Origin of the sequence: Brevibacterium sp., from assembly GCF_052105255.1 — a bacterium.
Taxonomy (GTDB): domain Bacteria; phylum Actinomycetota; class Actinomycetes; order Actinomycetales; family Brevibacteriaceae; genus Brevibacterium; species Brevibacterium linens_B.
In genome coordinates this window covers 1-16,030 of the sequence record NZ_JBQDYQ010000064.1, presented here as the reverse complement: position 1 = coordinate 16,030, position 16,030 = coordinate 1, and the positions used below count along the sequence as shown (strand labels likewise).

General features: G+C 65.7%; 14 protein-coding genes. 6 read left to right on the top strand and 8 right to left on the bottom strand.

The window, feature by feature from the left end:
• Nucleotides 1–86 precede the first annotated feature (86 nt).
• Entirely contained in the window at nt 87–1,697 is a 1,611-nt protein-coding gene (locus ACTIIH_RS14010; RefSeq protein WP_441452490.1) for a nucleobase:cation symporter-2 family protein, read from the bottom strand.
• Nucleotides 1,698–2,148: 451 nt separating this feature from the next.
• Between ACTIIH_RS14010 and ACTIIH_RS14005 the strand changes: the two genes are divergently transcribed.
• The gene (locus tag ACTIIH_RS14005; protein ID WP_441452488.1) at nt 2,149–3,624 is read left to right on the top strand and encodes an 8-oxoguanine deaminase; all 1,476 of its coding nucleotides are present in this window, start codon (nt 2,149–2,151) and stop codon (nt 3,622–3,624) included.
• A gap of 46 nt (nt 3,625–3,670) precedes the next feature.
• Here ACTIIH_RS14005 and ACTIIH_RS14000 read toward each other — a convergent pair whose 3' ends face one another.
• Nucleotides 3,671–4,156 carry a hypothetical protein gene (locus tag ACTIIH_RS14000; protein ID WP_441452486.1) on the bottom strand — a complete coding sequence of 162 codons (486 nt, stop codon included), beginning with the start codon at nt 4,154–4,156 and terminating at the stop codon, nt 3,671–3,673.
• Nucleotides 4,157–4,301: 145 nt separating this feature from the next.
• Here ACTIIH_RS14000 and ACTIIH_RS13995 point away from each other — a divergent pair, with 145 nt between their 5' ends.
• On the top strand, nt 4,302–4,754 hold the full coding sequence (locus ACTIIH_RS13995; protein WP_167193123.1) for a DUF2871 domain-containing protein: 453 nt from the start codon (nt 4,302–4,304) through the stop codon (nt 4,752–4,754).
• Nucleotides 4,755–4,853: 99 nt separating this feature from the next.
• Here ACTIIH_RS13995 and ACTIIH_RS13990 read toward each other — a convergent pair whose 3' ends face one another.
• Entirely contained in the window at nt 4,854–5,666 is an 813-nt protein-coding gene (locus ACTIIH_RS13990; protein WP_441452484.1) for a MerR family transcriptional regulator, read from the bottom strand.
• 104 nt (nt 5,667–5,770) lie between these two features.
• Here ACTIIH_RS13990 and ACTIIH_RS13985 point away from each other — a divergent pair, with 104 nt between their 5' ends.
• Nucleotides 5,771–6,634: a type 1 glutamine amidotransferase gene (locus ACTIIH_RS13985; RefSeq protein WP_441452482.1), complete on the top strand. Its 864-nt coding sequence runs from the start codon at nt 5,771–5,773 to the stop codon at nt 6,632–6,634.
• A gap of 126 nt (nt 6,635–6,760) precedes the next feature.
• Entirely contained in the window at nt 6,761–8,422 is a 1,662-nt protein-coding gene (locus ACTIIH_RS13980) for an alanine/glycine:cation symporter family protein (protein WP_441452480.1), read from the top strand.
• Between the two features lie 75 nt (nt 8,423–8,497).
• Here ACTIIH_RS13980 and ACTIIH_RS13975 read toward each other — a convergent pair whose 3' ends face one another.
• The 5 genes from ACTIIH_RS13975 to ACTIIH_RS13955 all read right to left on the bottom strand — a co-directional run bounded on the left by ACTIIH_RS13975 (nt 8,498) and on the right by ACTIIH_RS13955 (nt 12,276).
• Complete coding sequence (locus ACTIIH_RS13975; protein WP_441452478.1) at nt 8,498–9,340, bottom strand: hypothetical protein; 843 nt, start codon at nt 9,338–9,340, stop codon at nt 8,498–8,500.
• Complete coding sequence (locus ACTIIH_RS13970) at nt 9,337–9,885, bottom strand: DUF6114 domain-containing protein (RefSeq protein ID WP_441452476.1); 549 nt, start codon at nt 9,883–9,885, stop codon at nt 9,337–9,339. The genes ACTIIH_RS13975 and ACTIIH_RS13970 overlap by 4 nt, the downstream gene beginning before the upstream one ends.
• A 65-nt stretch (nt 9,886–9,950) precedes the next feature.
• Nucleotides 9,951–10,565, bottom strand: coding sequence for a DUF6230 family protein (locus ACTIIH_RS13965; RefSeq protein ID WP_441452474.1), 615 nt, complete (start codon nt 10,563–10,565; stop codon nt 9,951–9,953).
• Between the two features lie 314 nt (nt 10,566–10,879).
• Nucleotides 10,880–11,620, bottom strand: coding sequence for a creatininase family protein (locus ACTIIH_RS13960; protein ID WP_441452492.1), 741 nt, complete (start codon nt 11,618–11,620; stop codon nt 10,880–10,882).
• Nucleotides 11,617–12,276: a GntR family transcriptional regulator gene (locus tag ACTIIH_RS13955; protein WP_441452472.1), complete on the bottom strand. Its 660-nt coding sequence runs from the start codon at nt 12,274–12,276 to the stop codon at nt 11,617–11,619. The genes ACTIIH_RS13960 and ACTIIH_RS13955 overlap by 4 nt, the downstream gene beginning before the upstream one ends.
• Nucleotides 12,277–12,453: 177 nt before the next feature.
• On the opposite strand from ACTIIH_RS13955, the gene ACTIIH_RS13950 reads away from it, so the two are divergent.
• The gene (locus ACTIIH_RS13950; RefSeq protein ID WP_441452471.1) at nt 12,454–13,470 is read left to right on the top strand and encodes a 1-aminocyclopropane-1-carboxylate deaminase; all 1,017 of its coding nucleotides are present in this window, start codon (nt 12,454–12,456) and stop codon (nt 13,468–13,470) included.
• A 55-nt stretch (nt 13,471–13,525) separates the two neighbouring features.
• On the top strand, nt 13,526–15,964 hold the full coding sequence (locus tag ACTIIH_RS13945; RefSeq protein ID WP_441452469.1) for a transketolase-like TK C-terminal-containing protein: 2,439 nt from the start codon (nt 13,526–13,528) through the stop codon (nt 15,962–15,964).
• The last annotated feature ends 66 nt before the right edge of the window (nt 15,965–16,030 follow it).

Genomic DNA, 16,030 nt, shown 5'->3' with positions numbered 1-16,030 from the left:
AAGAGGCCCCGGCCGCGCGCCTTCGCAGACGGCGACCGGGGTCCGAACGGTCTTTCCGGTTCCAGCTCTCGTCCTCGCGTCCGACGTCAGTTCCCGTCCTCGGCGATGAGGCGGCGGACGTCGTCCTGGGTGCGAACCTCACCCTTCTGGGCGGCGTCGACGACCTTCTCGTGCTGCTCCTCGGTGACGACCGGAACCTCTTCACCGTTGCAATCGACGATCTTGCCGTCCTTGACGGTGTCGCCCTCCGTGAGGATCGCCTCGTTGTCGATGAGGCGCTGCAGCTCTTCCTTGCGGATGACTCGCCCCGTGCCGGCCACGAAGACCGACCGGCCCGAACGATCCTTCGACTTCACGCCGATGTGGTTGAAGACGAGGTTGAGCAGCACTGCCATGAGGGTGGCCGAGGAGATTCCCGAGTGGAGGATGATGCCGACCCAATTCGGGAAGGCGTTGTAGAAGTCGGGCTCGACGACCGGGATGATGCCGAAGGCCAGCGAGACCGCCACGATGATCATATTGAGGTTGCCCTCGTAGTCGACCTTCGACAGCGTGCGGATGCCCGACGCGGCGACCGTGCCGAACAGGACGATTCCCGCGCCGCCGAGTACCGGAGTCGGAACGGCGGCAACGACTCCGCCCATCACGGGCAGCAGGCCGAGAACCACGAGGATCGCGCCACCGGCTGTGACGACGAAGCGTGACTTCACGCCCGTGATGGCGACCAGTCCGACGTTCTGTGCGAATGCTGACTGAGTGAAGGAGTTGAAGACCGGTGACACTGCCGATGACAGCATGTCAGCGCGCAGACCCGAAGCGATGCGCTTGGAATCGACCTTCGTATCGACGATCTCTCCGACGGCGATGATGTCCGCAGTCGTCTCGGCGAAGGTGACGATGATGACGATGAACATCGAAATGATCGCTGCGGCAGAGAACGTGGGCATACCGAAGGCGAACGGCTCAGGGAACGCGAAGATGCCGCGATCGAGCACATGGGAGAAATCTGCCCAGCCGAAGATGAGGCAGCCGATGGTGCCGACGACGATGGCCAGCAGAATCGACAGACGGGAGATCACGGCGACGGGAATTCGGCTGAGGATGAGCACGATGGCCAGCGTGGCCACGGCGATGAGGATGTTGCGCATGCTGCCGTAGTCAGCGGCCTCGGCGTCCCCGCCCATGGCCCAACCCGCAGCGACCGGCATGAGTGACAGACCGATCGTGGTGATGACGGTGCCAGTGACGACCGGCGGGAAGAACTTCACGATGAGCGCAAATGCCGGGGCGACGATCAGACCGATCACCGAGGCGACCAGCACCGACCCGAACACCGCGGGCAGGCCATCGCCACCGGCCAGAATCGATGTCATCGTCGCCACGCCGGCGAACGACACACCCTGGACCAGCGGCAGCTGCGAGCCGAAGAACGGCACACCGACCGATTGCAGGATCGTCGCCAGTCCGCCCATGAACAGACAGGAGGCGATGAGGAGGCTGATGCCGTTGCCGTCGAGGCCGGCGGCATTGCCGATGATGAGGGGGACCGCGATGATTCCGCCGTACATGGTGAGTACGTGCTGCAGCCCGTAGGCGAAGGAGCTGCCGACGGAGAGCCGTTCGTCCTCCGGGCGGGCCTGCTTGCCTTTGACCGCGGTCTTGCGGCCGCCGCTGGGTGATTGTTGGGATACCGACATCTATCTCTCCATTGAGTACGTCCTCGGGGCGAAGACCTCACTGTGACTGACCGACCTCAGTGGCCGGTTTGGCGTGCGAGCAGGCATCGATTCGACCGAGGGGTCGGTTGCATAATCCCGTTATGCGAAAGGAAAATTCCTTATCGCAAAACCCTAAGGGAATACCATTTTCGCCTCAAGCCATTTTAGTGACCCGCGGCACATGCTAGAGTTCACGGCAGTCGTATACTCATCCCCCGACGATCTACTGAACGTTCGCTCAGTTCGATGGTTTAGGATCATCCTACCGTCTCGCCAACCAGTGGGTACAGTCGAAGAATCCCGATGGGATACCGACCGGCGGAGCAACAGACGCCGGAAAACCTGAGCTGGTGGCGTCGGCCCCAGTTCTGTCGCCACTGACCAATAGTGCGCGTTCGACGCGCACGGTTCAAGAGTGAAAGGCGACACGATGACCGACAGCAATGGAACCGGCACACTGTCCGGCGAGAACCCTCCGACAGACCGACTGTGGCTCCGTGATCCGCTGGCCGTCCACCTCGGTGCCGGTGTCGATCCGAACCGGGCGGCGCGGGGAATCGTCGTCAATCGGGCCACCGGGGCCATCGTCGAACTCGTTCCCGCTGGGGGCGAACCCACGACATACGGGGCCGAACGAACCCCTGGGGTCGGCGGGACCGCTGGTGATGCGACCGACCTCGACATCATCGACGCCTCCGCGCACGTCATCACTCCCGGACTGATCAATACGCATCACCACTTCTATCAGACGCTGACCCGGGCGTGGGCGCCCGTCGCAGACCTGCCGCTGTTCGGGTGGCTGCAGAACCTCTACCCGGTGTGGGCCAGGCTGACCCCGCGCGCGCTCGAGCTCGCCACGACCGTGGCGATGGCCGAGCTCCTCGAATCCGGCTGCACGACAGCCGCCGACCACCACTACCTGTTCCCGACCGGCATGGACGAAGCCATCGACGTCCAGGTCGACGTCGTCCGGAGACTCGGCATGCGTGCCATGCTCACCCGCGGATCGATGTCCCTGGGCGAGGAGGACGGCGGACTGCCCCCGCAGCAGACCGTCCAGGATTCGGAAGTCATCCTCGACGATTCCCGCCGACTCGTCGAGACCTACCATCAGCGAGGGCCCGGCGCACAGATCCAGATCGGCTTCGCTCCCTGCTCGCCGTTCTCCGTGACCACCGAGCTCATGCGCGAGTCCGCCGCACTCGCTCATGAACTCGATGTCCGCCTGCACACCCACCTGGCCGAGACCATCGACGAAGAGGACTTCTGCCGCGAGACCTTCGGCCTGCGCACCGTCGACTACCTCGAATCCGTCGGCTGGCTGGGGGAGCGGACCTGGTTGGCGCACGGTGTGCACTTCGACGATTCGGAGATCGGCCGCCTCGGCGCGGCCGGCGTTTCAGTCGCACACTGTCCGACCTCGAACATGCGGCTGGCCTCGGGCATCGCCCGCGCCGTCGAACTCGAGGACGCCGGGGTCAACGTCGGACTCGGCGTCGACGGATCCGCATCGAACGACGCCTCGAACCTCATCCGTGAGGTCCGGCAGGCTCTCTACATCCAACGCCTGCGCTACGGCGCCGAGGCGGTCACCTGCGATCGCGTCCTCGACTGGGCGACGAAGGGGTCGGCTGCGGCTCTCGGCCGCGACGATCTCGGCACGATCGCCGTCGGCAAGCAGGCCGACCTCGCGATGTTCCGCCTCGACGGTCTCGCATTCTCCGGTTCGCATGACCCGATCCCCGCGCTCGTCCTCTGCGGCGCGGAGAAGGCCGACCGTGTGATGGTCGGCGGTCAGTGGAGGGTCGTCGACGGCCACGCGATCGGCGCAGACGGACATGCCCTCGACAAGGAGGCCCTCATCGCCGCGCATCAGGAGGAGGCGCGCCGCCTTGTCGCGGGGTGAGGTCCGCGGCGGCTGAGCGGGAGGCGGTGGACTCCTCGGCGGTCCCTCAGTCCTGAGGTCTGCGGAACACCTCGCGCAGGTGGTCGCCGGTGAGGAAGTCGCCGACGCCGATCATGACCAGGCTGAACACGATCTGCTCGGTGATCATCCAGACCGGGTAGAGGCCGGGGACCGCGGCCATGACGAGGGTGATGACGGGGAAGATCTGGGTGAACAGGCGCAGGCGCTGGTACCCCCAGTAGAAGCCCTTCGTTGCGCGCCAGAAGAAGTAGAAGAGAGTCACGGTCATGCCGAGGACGACGAGGGTGCGCATCCACACGGCGAACGGCACCGGTTCGCCGGCCCTGGCGATGAGCACTGCGTAGACCACGGCACCGAAGCCGAGCACGAGTTCGAACACGAGCAGCCAGGTGATCCACGCGAAGGCGCGTTTCGTCTTCGGGTGTTCGAGGCCGTCCGAGGGCACGACGATTCCGGCTTTCCTGCCGCCGGCGAGGCGGTCGATCTTCGTGAGCAGGTTCTCCATGGCCATGCCACCAGGCTAGCGGGATTGCCGGCTCCGGAACCGATTTTCCGGGCCTCAGGCGCCTGTGTGATGGAACATCATTCGAAAGTTGGGGATGGAGTTCAATCCTGTGGGTCAGGAAACCGCGCCCGCGCGCTGATGAAGTGGAAGCATGAAGAAGTTATTCAACGCAGCTTTCACGTACATGATCATCGGCGTCCTCTCAGGACTGTTCTACCGCGAGTTCACCAAGGCCAACGGCTTCCCGTCTGGTGAGTTCACACAGCTCGGCCTCGTCCACACTCACCTGCTCACGCTCGGTTTCATCGTCCTCCTCATCGTCCTTGCGCTCGACAAGGTGTTCGGACTCTCCGGCACGAAGCTCTTCTCGTGGTTCTTCTGGCTCTACAACTCAGGCGTGATCCTCACCGCGTCGATGATGGTCTGGCACGGTTCCCTCACCGTCCTCGGCGAGGAGCCGAATGCCATGATCGCCGGAATCGCCGGCCTCGGGCACATCGCCCTGTCCGTCAGCCTCGTCCTGTTCTTCCTCGCCCTGCGCAAGAAGGTCGTGGCCGGCAAGGCCGTCACCGGTGGTGCGGAGGCGACTTCGCTGGCGCGCTGACCGGCACACCTTCGCCGAGGCGCGGCTGGGGCCCGCACCCAACGACGTCACCGTCGTGGTGCGGGCCTTCTGCCGTCTGCTTCGGCTGCGCCGAGGATGTCACACGATGATCGGCTGCTGGAGTTCGACGATCCATCCCGCTTGGACGGAGGTGTCGGAGGCGGCGTTGTCCCCCGTTTCGAGATAGATCTCGCGGCACGGGCCGGTCAGGGAATATCCCTGACTGATGCACCACTCGGAAAGGTGCTGCCAGCTGGCGCCTATGCGGGTCATCGACCCCTCGTGGATGAGAGTCGCCGCCGTGCACGACTTCAGCTCTGTGACCTGCAGATCCGCAATCTCCTGGGTTGCTTCCGTGCGATACCCGCAGGTGACCTCGGTTCCGTGTCCGGCGTCCGAGTAGATGCCGACACCGGCCGAGTGTCGAACGCCCGCCTCAGCCAGACGGTCGGCAACGCTGCCGAACAGAGGTCCGATCTCGGAGGTATCGAACGGCGGTTCGCCGAGAACGACCGTCTGTCCGAGGACTCTCTCCGCAGGCAGTTCCTTGATGATGCAGTCTGGATGGCTCATGTCTGTCCCTTCGATGAGTGCCAGCCGAAATTCGACTTCGGCCAGCTTCGCGGCTGCTGCCGACTGTTCGGCTCGTAGTTGATGACGACGCAGATTGAGCATGCCGGTCAGCTCGGTCGTGCTGAGGTCGGCATCAAGAAGTTCGGCGATTTTCCGCAGCGGGATCCCTAGGGCGTTGAGCGCCATGATTCTGTTGAGCCGCGGCAGCTGCGCCACTGTGTAGCTGCGGTGTCCGGTGAACGGGTCGACCGAATCCGGTGTCAGCAGATCCATCGACTCATAGTGGCGGAGCATGCGCACCGACACTTGCCCCAGCTGCGCGAATTCACCGATCTTCATGTGCTCTCCTCGTCGTCATCGACAGTCCACCACCTGACATGGTGTCAGGTTCAAGGACAGCTCTCCGACTCATGGAATTCCGCCCGTTGGGTGACAATGGTGCCATGAGCAGTGATTCCCAGCGCCTCGTGCGCATCCTCGCAATCGAACACGAACGTGGCACCGGAACGCAGCGGTTCGGCGAATGGCTGGTCGAAGCCGGCGCCGAGGTGGTGGTGACCCGTCCGTACCTCGGTGACCTGATCCCGGCGTTGGGGTCGGCCGATCGTTCGGAGTCCGAGGGGACGGCTGCCGAGGCGACGGGTACCGACGACAACAGCCCGTTCGATGCGCTTATCGTCCTCGGCGGGTCCGCGGGGCCCCTCGATGACGCAGAGAATCCCTGGTTCCCCGAGGTCAGGGATCTGCTTCGTCGGTCGATCGACGGGGAGTTCCCCAGCCTCAACATCTGCCTCGGCGGGGAGATGCTCGCCCTCGCAGGCGATGCCGCGATCTCCCGGAGGGCGCACCCGCAGATCGGGGTCTACGAACTGAGTGCCACCTCGGCGGGGGAGTCCGACCCTGTGTTCGGCCCACTGGCCGGCGGAGGGTCAACCGGTGCTGGGTCAACTGAACGAGAGTCGCTGCCGTCCGTGCTCTTCCACCAGGAGGAGATGGCGCTGCCGACCGGAGCCGAACTCCTCATCACCGGCTCCGACGCCCCGGTCCAGGCCTTCCGCCTCGGCGAATTCGCGTGGGGCACCCAGTTCCACCCAGAGACCGATGCCGCGCAGATCGCGCGCTGGCTGGACGGCAACGACCTGGCCCTGCCGGCCGGCAAGACCGAGGACTCGATCATCGGCGAGGTCGAGGTGGACGATTCGGCTCTCGTGGACAATGGGAGGCGATTGGCTCGGTCGTTCGTCGCATTTCTCGAAGGCCGACGTGCGGCAGAGGTGTCCAGACCGGAGGCACCCTGCAACATGTGAGAAGCATGTGAACAAGGCGCTTTATCTGAGCGAAAGCTGAAAATCAGTCCGACGATTGTTACGTTGATCACGGGAGCCGGTCCCGGACCAACCCTCCGGACGAAACGCAACTTCGCGCCCGCAGATATGACTTCAATAACCGAACATCTCGCCCAGGCCGACCTTGCCGCCGCCGGGACTGACATTGCCGCCGCCGGCGTCGACGAGGCCATCGAATCCTTCCTCGGCCCCGCGGCACAGGCCTTCAGCAGCATCGTCTTCTTCGAGCTCCAGATCGGCTCGGTCGGCATCCCGCTCATCGTCGTCTGGCTCATGGCCGCCGCCGTTTTCCTCACCGTCTACCTCCGCTTCCAACCGATCACCGGACTCCGCTACTCCGCCGGCATCATCCGCGGTCGCTTCACCCGCAAGACCGACCCGGGCCAGGTCTCGAGCTTCCAAGCGCTCGCCACCGAGCTCTCGGGCACCGTCGGGTTGGGCAATATCGCAGGCGTAGCCGTAGCGATCACCATCGGCGGCCCCGGTGCCGCCCTGTGGATCATCATCTTCGGCTTCTTCGCCATGACCGTGAAGATGGCCGAGGCGACTCTCGGCGTGAAATACCGGCAGATCAACGAAGACGGCACCGTCTCCGGCGGTCCCATGTACTACCTGCGGGCCGGGCTGGCCGAGGTCGGTCGGCCCAAGCTCGGGAAGTTCCTCGCCGGGTTCTATGCACTCACTGCCGTGCTCGGCGTCATCGGCGCCGGCAACCTGTTCCAGGCGAACCAGGCGGCCGCGATCATCGTTCAGGCCACCGGCAGCGAGGACAGCTTCTTCGCCGACAAGCTCTGGCTCATCGGCGCGATCATCGCTGCCCTCACCGCCCTGGTCATCCTCGGTGGGATCAAGAAGATCGGACAGTGGACGTCGAGGCTGACTCCGCTCATGGCGATCCTCTACTTCGTCTCGATCATCGTCATCCTCATCCTCAACGCCGGGCAGATCCCACACGCCTTCGCGCTCATGTTCACCGGAGCCTTCAGCTCCAGCGGAGTCGCCGGTGGCGCCGTGGGTGTGGCGATCGTCGGCATCCAGCGTGCGCTGTTCTCCAACGCCGCCGGAATCGGCTCGGCAGGAATGGCCCACGCCGCCTCGAAGACGACGAAGCCGGCCACCGAAGGATTCGTGGCGATGTGGGAGCCGCTCATCGACTCCGTCATCGTCTGCACCCTGACCTCGCTGGCCATCATCACCACCGGTCTCTACACCGAAAGCACCGAGGATGGAATCGGCCTGACCGCGCAGGCCTTCGGCGCGGTATCGAGCTGGTTCCCCTATCTGCTCACGATCGCCGTCGTGCTCTTCGCCTTCTCGACGATCCTCGCCTACGGCTACTACGGGCAGCAGGCGCTGGGTTACCTGACGAAGAACTCGAAGGCTGCAGACAAGGCCTACCAGATCTTCTGGATCCTCGCCGTCATCGTCGGCGCCTCGATGTCGCTGGACTCGGTCATCGCCTTCTCCGACGCGATCTTCTTCCTCATGGCCTTCCCGAACCTGCTCGGCATCTACTTCCTTGCCCGCATCCTCCGCCTCGAGATCCTGCGGCTGCGTAAGAAGATCGACGCCGGTGTGATGAAGGAGATCACCCCTGTCGAACTCCAAGTCGGAATGGGCGATCACGAACCCACACCGGAGCAGATCAGGGCCGCCGAGGCGGGACGCAGGCGCAAACGCGACAAGCTGCGCGAGGTCCGGGACACCCTGCGTCGGAAGAAGCAGGAACGCAAGAAGGCCGCGGACTGAGTCCGCGGCCTTCGGGCCTTGCCGTCTCAGGCGACCGCACCGCCTCGGTGAGGGGTCACTTCCTTGCCGCTGAGATCAGTCTTCGACCTTCTTGAGTTTCTGATCGGTGTTCGAGTAGGCGATCGAATCAGCGGTGGATCCGACGAGCCCCATCGTCACACGCAGCAGACCGGGTTCGACGTCATCCATGGGCGGAGGGGTCTCCGGCCCGAGAGTCAGCGACTTTCCGTCCTTCGTCGTGGCGGTGATCGACCCGATGTAGGTGGTGACATCGCCACTGAGCGTCATCGTGTCGGCCTTCGTCACCAGCCCTTCGTGCTCCTCGGGGGGTCGAACCGTGAGTGAGAAGCCGGTGATCTTGATCTCGTCGGCCCGGATCTTCAGCACCACGATGGACCCGCCGTCAGCGGTGGGCACCGAGACGAACGAAATGCCCTTCAGGCCCTTGAACGAGAGTCCGTCCGAACCCATTGCGGCCGGAGTCTTCGTGAAGACCGGCGCGTTCTCATCCATCTGTGCATCGGACGGGAACTCGCCGTTGTCCTCCTTCCCCGAGTCCTCATCCTCGTCCTCGGTCGGGTCATCACTGGGCTCATCGAGTCCCAGGCCACCCGGGCCCGTCGGTTCGTCGGACGGTTCCTCCGTCGGGTCCTCGCTCGGTCCATCCGTGGGGCCCGGTGCGGGCAACGAGGGGTCCGACGTCGGCGGATCGCTGGGTTTCACCGGCATTCCGGGCGACAAGCTTCCCGCAGGGGAGGAGTCCTTGGTCTTTGCTGAGTCCTCGTCATCGCAGGTGCCCACGAGTGAGCACAACGGTGACGAATGGGCGGCTGCAACCGAACCCGCCCCGAGAGTCGTCGGGAGGATCAGGACAGCTGCCGCCACGATTGAGGCCGTGCGGCGGCTGGGTGCCCTCATGCAGTCTCCCCCTCAGCGGCTTCGGACTCCGTCGGCCCGCGCGGTCCCATCCATGCGACGATCAGGATCGCGCCGATGGTGGACAGCAGCATGCCGATGATGAACCCGCCGAGGTTCACTCCGATGAGCGAATAGACTGCGAGGACGAGGCCGATGATCCCGTAGAACGCATGGTGCGTCGGCCGGAAGATCGACAGCAGAGCGAGGACGACGATGGTGATCGGCACGACCGTCGCCTGCAGACCCTCGATGCCGAACTGGATCTGCATGTTGCCGAGGTCCAGCTGACCGGAGAAGAACAGTTCGATTCCGCCGAGGACGGCAAGTACGCCTCCGATGAAGGGGCGCTGCCGACGCCAGTGCTTGAACCCCCGGCGTTTCTCGGCGCCTTCGGTCATCTCGGCCCCCTCGCTGCTGTCAGCGTCCCTCACCTCCGGCGTGGGGACGGCGAATTCTGCCGTCTCGACGCCGAATTCGGAATGGTCGCTCCGCTCATCGGCACGTCGACTCCGCCGGGACAGCGCAAGCAGGCTCGTCTTCTGCACGGTGTCCTCCTGTTCGGCGGCCCCCCGTTCATCGGTCGGTTGCCCGTTGGCTGCTGAGTCCCTCATCAGCCGCACGTCTCAGATCCGTCGGTGAGCTTCAGCGACATGTCCTTGAGGGTGAAGACCGAAGCCGTGGTCGACCAGGAGTCCTGCTTGAGGTCCTTGATGTTGATGGTGTCGGCGTCCTGGGAGAAGTCGCCCTTGCTTCCCTTGGCCTTCGTGTTGACATCGGAGGCGTCGACGCCGATGCGGATGTTCTTGAACTCCGCATCGCCCTCGAGTCCGGTCATGCCGATCTGCAGGTCCTTCGCCGAGGCGGGGGTGCCCTTGCCGCCGGCCTTGATGAGGATGCCGACCTTGCCCAGAGGCGTCTCCTGGACGGCCGACTGGCAGAGGTTCTCCAGCGTCGCGTCCTTGATGTTCGCGGTGACGACGGCGTGCTCGCCGCCCTCGGCGTCCTTCGCGACACCGCTGTACTGGGAGAAGCCGGTTCCCTCGAGCTGCGACGAGGTGATCTTGAACTGAGTGCCGGAGACGGCGAACGAGACCGGGACAGCGCCTTGTGCCACTCCGCCCATGAGCATGGCTGAGACGACGCCGGTGGGAATCGCGACCATGGCGATGCGACCGGCGTGAGATGAGACGAGCCTGCGGATGAGGCTGGGGTTGCGGAACTTCATTGATCCTCCTTGATCACCGACCGCACGGTCAGCATCAGCGTGTGATGTAGGTTACTACGGGGTGTTACCCGACAGTATCGCGGGTGAAGTTTGAGCGTCAACAACTATTGTCGACGAGGCTCGCAAGGGCGCGGGTGCGAGCGATCGTGCGGCCAGGTGCCAAGCAGTCTTGTCGGATCATCACGTTCATCATCAGTCCGGGTCAGACGATGCGTCAGTGTCAACCATGGGCGAGACCTGAATCACGAGCGACGCCCCGTCGGCCCCGCCCGAGACGACGGAATCCGAGGGAAAGCAGTTCGTGAACAAAACTTTCACAACTCAGCGGCGACAGCCGCGCGCAGGGCGATGATCCGCGGAGTCCGGGCACTGCCGCGACGGGTCGCCGTCGAGATCCGCCTGCTCGCTGGTTCCGGCAGCCGGTGAGTCGAGATCGTCGCAGAATCGATGCCTGCGTTCGCTGCAGCCGCCTGCAGCGACATGCGCGGAACCAGTGCTGAGGCGAGGCCGAGAGCGACGAACCGGACGCCGTTGTCGGCGTAGCGGTCGAATGTCACCGCTGTTGACGGTGATTTCGTTCGCGAGAGCCGGGCGCGCGGGTCGAGATCGTCGAGCCGGGTGGCGCCGGGGTTGAGGTGGCCCGAATCGACGAGGGATTCGTCGATGGCGAGCCGCTGTGAGGTCTCGGACTCTCCGCAGTGGCCGCTGACCTCGGTGCGGGCAAGTGCGGCGGTCGCCTCGGTGGCCAGAGCAGAGACCGGGGCATAGGCGAAGACGAAGTCGGGGTGGGTGGACAGCAGCGACTGCTGGACCACGCCGAGCGCGGCGAGGATGCCGCCGTGGCCGGTGATGGCGAGGAGTCTGTCGAATCCGGCATCGGCGAGCTGACGCACGATGGATGAGACGAGGTCGATGAACAGCTGCGGGCCGATGTTGATCGTGCCGGGCAGGAACCGGTGGTGCGGGGAGACGCCGTAGTCGATGCCCGGGAGGACGAAGGCGCTGGCCGCCCGAACCTGATCGCCGTTGGCGCAGTCGGAAGGTGTCCGACTCAGGCCGTCTTCGGCGAATCCCCTTCGATGGTCGACCAGTTCGCCTTCGTCAGTGCGACGGCATGCGGATGCTCACCGGCGCGGACGGCGGCGATGATCTCGGTGTGCTGCTCCGGTGAGGCCGATCCCTTCACCGATTCGAAGTGCAGGAACTCCGCGCGGCGCAGCGTGGCGGTGACGACCTCGAGGTGATCGGGAATGAGGGGGTTGGCGGACCGGGTGAGGGCCACCTCGTGGAAGTCGTCGTCGGCGGCGATCGCCGCTTCGGCATTGCCGGCTGCGAGTGCCGCACTCAAACGATCGTTCGCCTGCCCCATCTCATTCAGAGCCGCCTCGTCGAGAGTCGGGAAGGCGAGGTCGAACGCCAGGGCGTGGAGTTCGGCGGCGATCTGCCTGGCCGCCAGGATGAGCTCCGGGTCCTCAGGGGCCACGCGCGTCATCCGCCCGGGCTCGGCGACGACGAGTCCGGCCTGCGCCAAACGTTGGAGCGCCTCGCGCACGGGCGTCCGGGAGACCTGAAGCCAGGCGCCGAGCTCCTGGTCGCGCAGCTGCTCGCCCGGGGCGAGCTGACCGCGGACGATGGCATCGCGGATCGAACGGTAGACGTCATCGCGCAGCAGGCTGCGCTGCGGGGCGGGGGAACCCGTGGGGATCGGCACGCTCGGTCACCTTGTCTCTGAGTGGGTGGTCTCGTCCCGCGGGATGGGACTCGAACTCTGACCCAATGTAACTATCAGCAGAATGCAATATATTGCATGTCACTGGATGCGATCCAGGACACATCGCGCGAGAGAGCGATCGCCCCGAAGCAAACGCTTCAGCGAACAGAGGACACCATGGCCATCACCGATTTCGAACGCTACGCACTGACCTTCGGCCCCAGCCCCGTGCACGAACTCCCGCGACTGAGCGACCACCTCGGCGGGGCCAGGGTCTGGGCCAAACGCGAGGACGTCAATTTGGGACTCGCCTTCGGCGGCAACAAGACCCGCAAACTCGAGTACATCGTCCCCGACATCCTCGACTCGGGGGCGGACACTCTCGTCTCGATCGGCGGATACCAGTCCAACCACACCCGGCAAGTCGCGGCCGTCGCCGCTCACCTGGGGCTGAAGGCCCGCCTCGTGCAGGAGCGCTGGGTCGACTGGGAGGATCCGGGCAACGACAAGGTCGGCAATATCGAGCTCTCCCGCATCATGGGCGCCGACGTCCGCCTCGACTCCGCCGGATTCGACATCGGCATCCGCTCGAGCTGGGAGAACACACTGCACGAGGTCGAAGAGTCCGGCGGCACGCCCTACCCGATCCCGGCAGGGGCCTCGGAGCACAAGTTCGGCGGGCTCGGGTTCGCGAACTGGGCGTATGAGGTCGCCGCACAGGAGAAGGAGCTCGGCGTCGTCTTCGACACGATCGTCGTGTGCACCGTGACCGGGTCGACGCATGCCGGCATGATCGCCGGCTTCGCCGCCCTCGAAGCCGCAGGCGGCCGCCCCCGCAAGGTCATCGGCATCGATGCCTCGGCCACGATCGAGAAGACCCGCGACCAGGTGCAGCGGATCGCGAACACCACGGCCGACCTCATCGGCCTCGGCCGTGAGATCACCGCCGACGAGGTCGACATCCGCTCGGGTTGGGAGGGACCCGCCTACGGCATCCCCGACGATTCGACCGTCGAGGCGATCCGCACCACCGCCCAGCTCGAAGGCGTCATCCTCGACCCCGTCTACGAAGGCAAGTCGATGGCCGGGCTCCTCGACCTCGTTGCAGAGGGCACGATCGGCAAGGATTCGACCGTCCTCTACGCCCACCTCGGCGGGCAGCTGGCCCTCAACGCCTACTCCTCGATCTTCTGATCACGACGACGCCCATCCCTCGTCACAGCCACCCCCTTGAGGAAGGATCGATGAGATGACGACCGCACACGGATCTCAGCCCCCGCACGACGGCGACCACGAGCAGGATCGCCACCAGTTCGAGACCTCGATCCAGGTCAGCCCGCCCGGCTCGAACGACAGACCGCTGCGGGCCTCGGCCTCGGGGGAGGATCGGGTCCTCGACGAGATCGCCCAGCGCGTGCTCTGGCTGGCTACGTCGATCATCGACCGGGCCAATCGGGGGCGGGAGAACCCTGATGGGGTCAAGGTCGGCGGCCACCAGTCGTCTTCGGCCTCGATGGCGGGCATCATGACCGCCCTGTGGTTCGCCCGCCTGCGCTCGATCGACAGGGTCTCGGTCAAGCCCCACGCCTCACCGGTCCTCCACGCGATCAACTACCTCCTCGGCGATCTCGCCGAACACCATCTGGACACGCTGCGCAGCCGCGGAGGGCTCCAGCCCTACCCCTCGCGGACGAAGGACCCCGACACCGTCGACTTCTCCACGGGGTCGGTGGGCATCGGCGCGACCGCCCCGATCTGGGCCGCACTGTCCCACCGCTACGTCTCCGACCGGTTCCCCGACACCCCACGGGCCGGTCGCTTCTATTCGCTGCTCGGGGATGCCGAGATGGACGAAGGCGCGGTATGGGAGGCCATCATCGACCCCGAGGTGCGCACCCTCGGCGAGATCGTGTGGATCGTCGACCTCAACCGGCAGTCCCTCGACCGGGTCATCCCCGACGTGCAGATCAAACGCCTCCAGGGCATGTTCACCGCCGCCGGCTGGCAGGTCCTCACCTGCCCGTGGGGGCGCCGCCTCGAGGCCGTCTTCGCCGCCCCGGGCGGGCGGGCGCTCAAAGATCGGCTCGTCTCGATGCCCAACCCCGAATACCAGCGGCTCCTGCGCGCTCACCCCACCGAGGTCCACGACCGTCTCCTCGCCGGCCTCGACGAGTCCGCGGCCACGGCGCTGAGCGCGGTCATCGACCCGTTCTCACCCGATGAGATCGCTTCCCTCATCCGCGACCTCGGCGGACACGACCTCGGGCAGCTCGTCGAGGCCTTCGAGGCCATCGACGACGACCGACCCACCGTCGTCTTCGCCTACACGATCAAGGGCAAGGGGCTCGCCACCGAGGGCCACCCGGGCAACCACGCCGCCCAGCTCACCGAGGCGCAGATGCGCGACCTCGCGGCCGCCTCGGGGATGGACCTCGACGATCCGTGGGTCAGCTTCGACCCCGACACCCCGGCCGGCAGGCTCTGCGCCCAGACCGCCGAGCGCCTGCGCCGCGAGGACCATGAGACCCATACCGTCGCCGAGGTGCCCGCTGAGCTGGGATTCTCCCCGCGGCCGACGATCTCCACCCAGGCCACGCTGGGTCGGTTCCTCTCCGACCTCAAGCACGTCGCCCCTGAGGTGGCCCGCCGCGTCGTCACCGTCTCACCGGACGTGGCCACGTCGACCAACCTCGGCGGGTGGATCAACAAGACCGGGATCTGGTCCCCGGCCGGGCGGGAGGACTGGTTCTCCGATGACCGGGAACGAGTCCTCAAATGGCAGGAGGGCTCGCGCGGTCAGCACATCGAGATGGGCATCGCCGAGGTCAATCTCGTCTCCCTGGCCGGTGAGCTCGGGACGACCGGGAGCCGGTGGGGACAGCCGCTGCTGCCGATCGCGACGATCTACGATCCGTTCATCAACCGCGCCCTCGAACCGTGGACGTTCAGCCTCTACGCCGGTGGGCGCTCGATCATGGTCGGCACGCCGTCTGGAGTCACGCTCGCACCCGAGGGCGGGGCGCACCAGTCGTTCAACACGCCTTCGGTGACTCTGGAGATCCCCGGGCTGACGAGCTGGGAGCCGGCCTTCGCCCAGGACCTCGAATGGACCCTGCTCGAGGCGCTGCGCGAACTCGCCGACCCGCACGGGGATTCGGCGTACTTCCGCCTGACCACCAGGCCCGTGGCCCAGGAGCTCGCCGCAGTGCCCGAAGATCCGCTGCTGCGCGAACGCCGCCGCGAACAGGTCATCGCCGGAGGCTACCGGCTCTCGGCCCGTCCCGCTGCCGAGGACGAGGTCACTCTCGTCGGCGCCGGCGCGATCATGACCGAGGTCATCGCGGCTGCGGGCCGACTGGAGTCCCTGGGCGTGCGGGCCGGAATCGTCTGCCTGAGCTCGGCGTCGAAGGTCTTCCGCTCCGTGCAGGAGCGGGGAGGGGTGGGGCAGAGCCGCCGATCGGCCATCGCCGACGAACTGTTCCCGGCCGCGCATCCCGCGCCCCTGGTGACCGTCCTCGACGGGCACCCACACACGCTGGCCTTCCTCGCCGGAGTACGCGGGGATCGCACCCGCAACCTCGGTGTCACGGAATTCGGTCAGGCTTCCTCGGTGAGTCAGGCTCATGCGCTCCACGGAATCGACACGGACTCGATCATCTCTGCGGCGCTCGACCTCGTGGGGCGGTGAGGTCTGCTGCGTCCGTGAGCGTGCCGAGGCGACTGTTCGATCCAAGCCGAGGACGGTTCGGATTTC

What these genes read in the sequence shown, in the direction of transcription:
- ACTIIH_RS14010 (WP_441452490.1), bottom strand. Translation starts at nt 1,697, where the DNA reads ATGTCGGTATCCCAACAATCACCCAGCGGCGGCCGCAAGACCGCGGTC.
- ACTIIH_RS14005 (WP_441452488.1), top strand. Translation starts at nt 2,149, where the DNA reads ATGACCGACAGCAATGGAACCGGCACACTGTCCGGCGAGAACCCTCCG.
- ACTIIH_RS14000 (WP_441452486.1), bottom strand. Translation starts at nt 4,156, where the DNA reads ATGGCCATGGAGAACCTGCTCACGAAGATCGACCGCCTCGCCGGCGGC.
- ACTIIH_RS13995 (WP_167193123.1), top strand. Translation starts at nt 4,302, where the DNA reads ATGAAGAAGTTATTCAACGCAGCTTTCACGTACATGATCATCGGCGTC.
- ACTIIH_RS13990 (WP_441452484.1), bottom strand. Translation starts at nt 5,666, where the DNA reads ATGAAGATCGGTGAATTCGCGCAGCTGGGGCAAGTGTCGGTGCGCATG.
- ACTIIH_RS13985 (WP_441452482.1), top strand. Translation starts at nt 5,771, where the DNA reads ATGAGCAGTGATTCCCAGCGCCTCGTGCGCATCCTCGCAATCGAACAC.
- ACTIIH_RS13980 (WP_441452480.1), top strand. Translation starts at nt 6,761, where the DNA reads ATGACTTCAATAACCGAACATCTCGCCCAGGCCGACCTTGCCGCCGCC.
- ACTIIH_RS13975 (WP_441452478.1), bottom strand. Translation starts at nt 9,340, where the DNA reads ATGAGGGCACCCAGCCGCCGCACGGCCTCAATCGTGGCGGCAGCTGTC.
- ACTIIH_RS13965 (WP_441452474.1), bottom strand. Translation starts at nt 10,565, where the DNA reads ATGAAGTTCCGCAACCCCAGCCTCATCCGCAGGCTCGTCTCATCTCAC.
- ACTIIH_RS13950 (WP_441452471.1), top strand. Translation starts at nt 12,454, where the DNA reads ATGGCCATCACCGATTTCGAACGCTACGCACTGACCTTCGGCCCCAGC.
- ACTIIH_RS13945 (WP_441452469.1), top strand. Translation starts at nt 13,526, where the DNA reads ATGACGACCGCACACGGATCTCAGCCCCCGCACGACGGCGACCACGAG.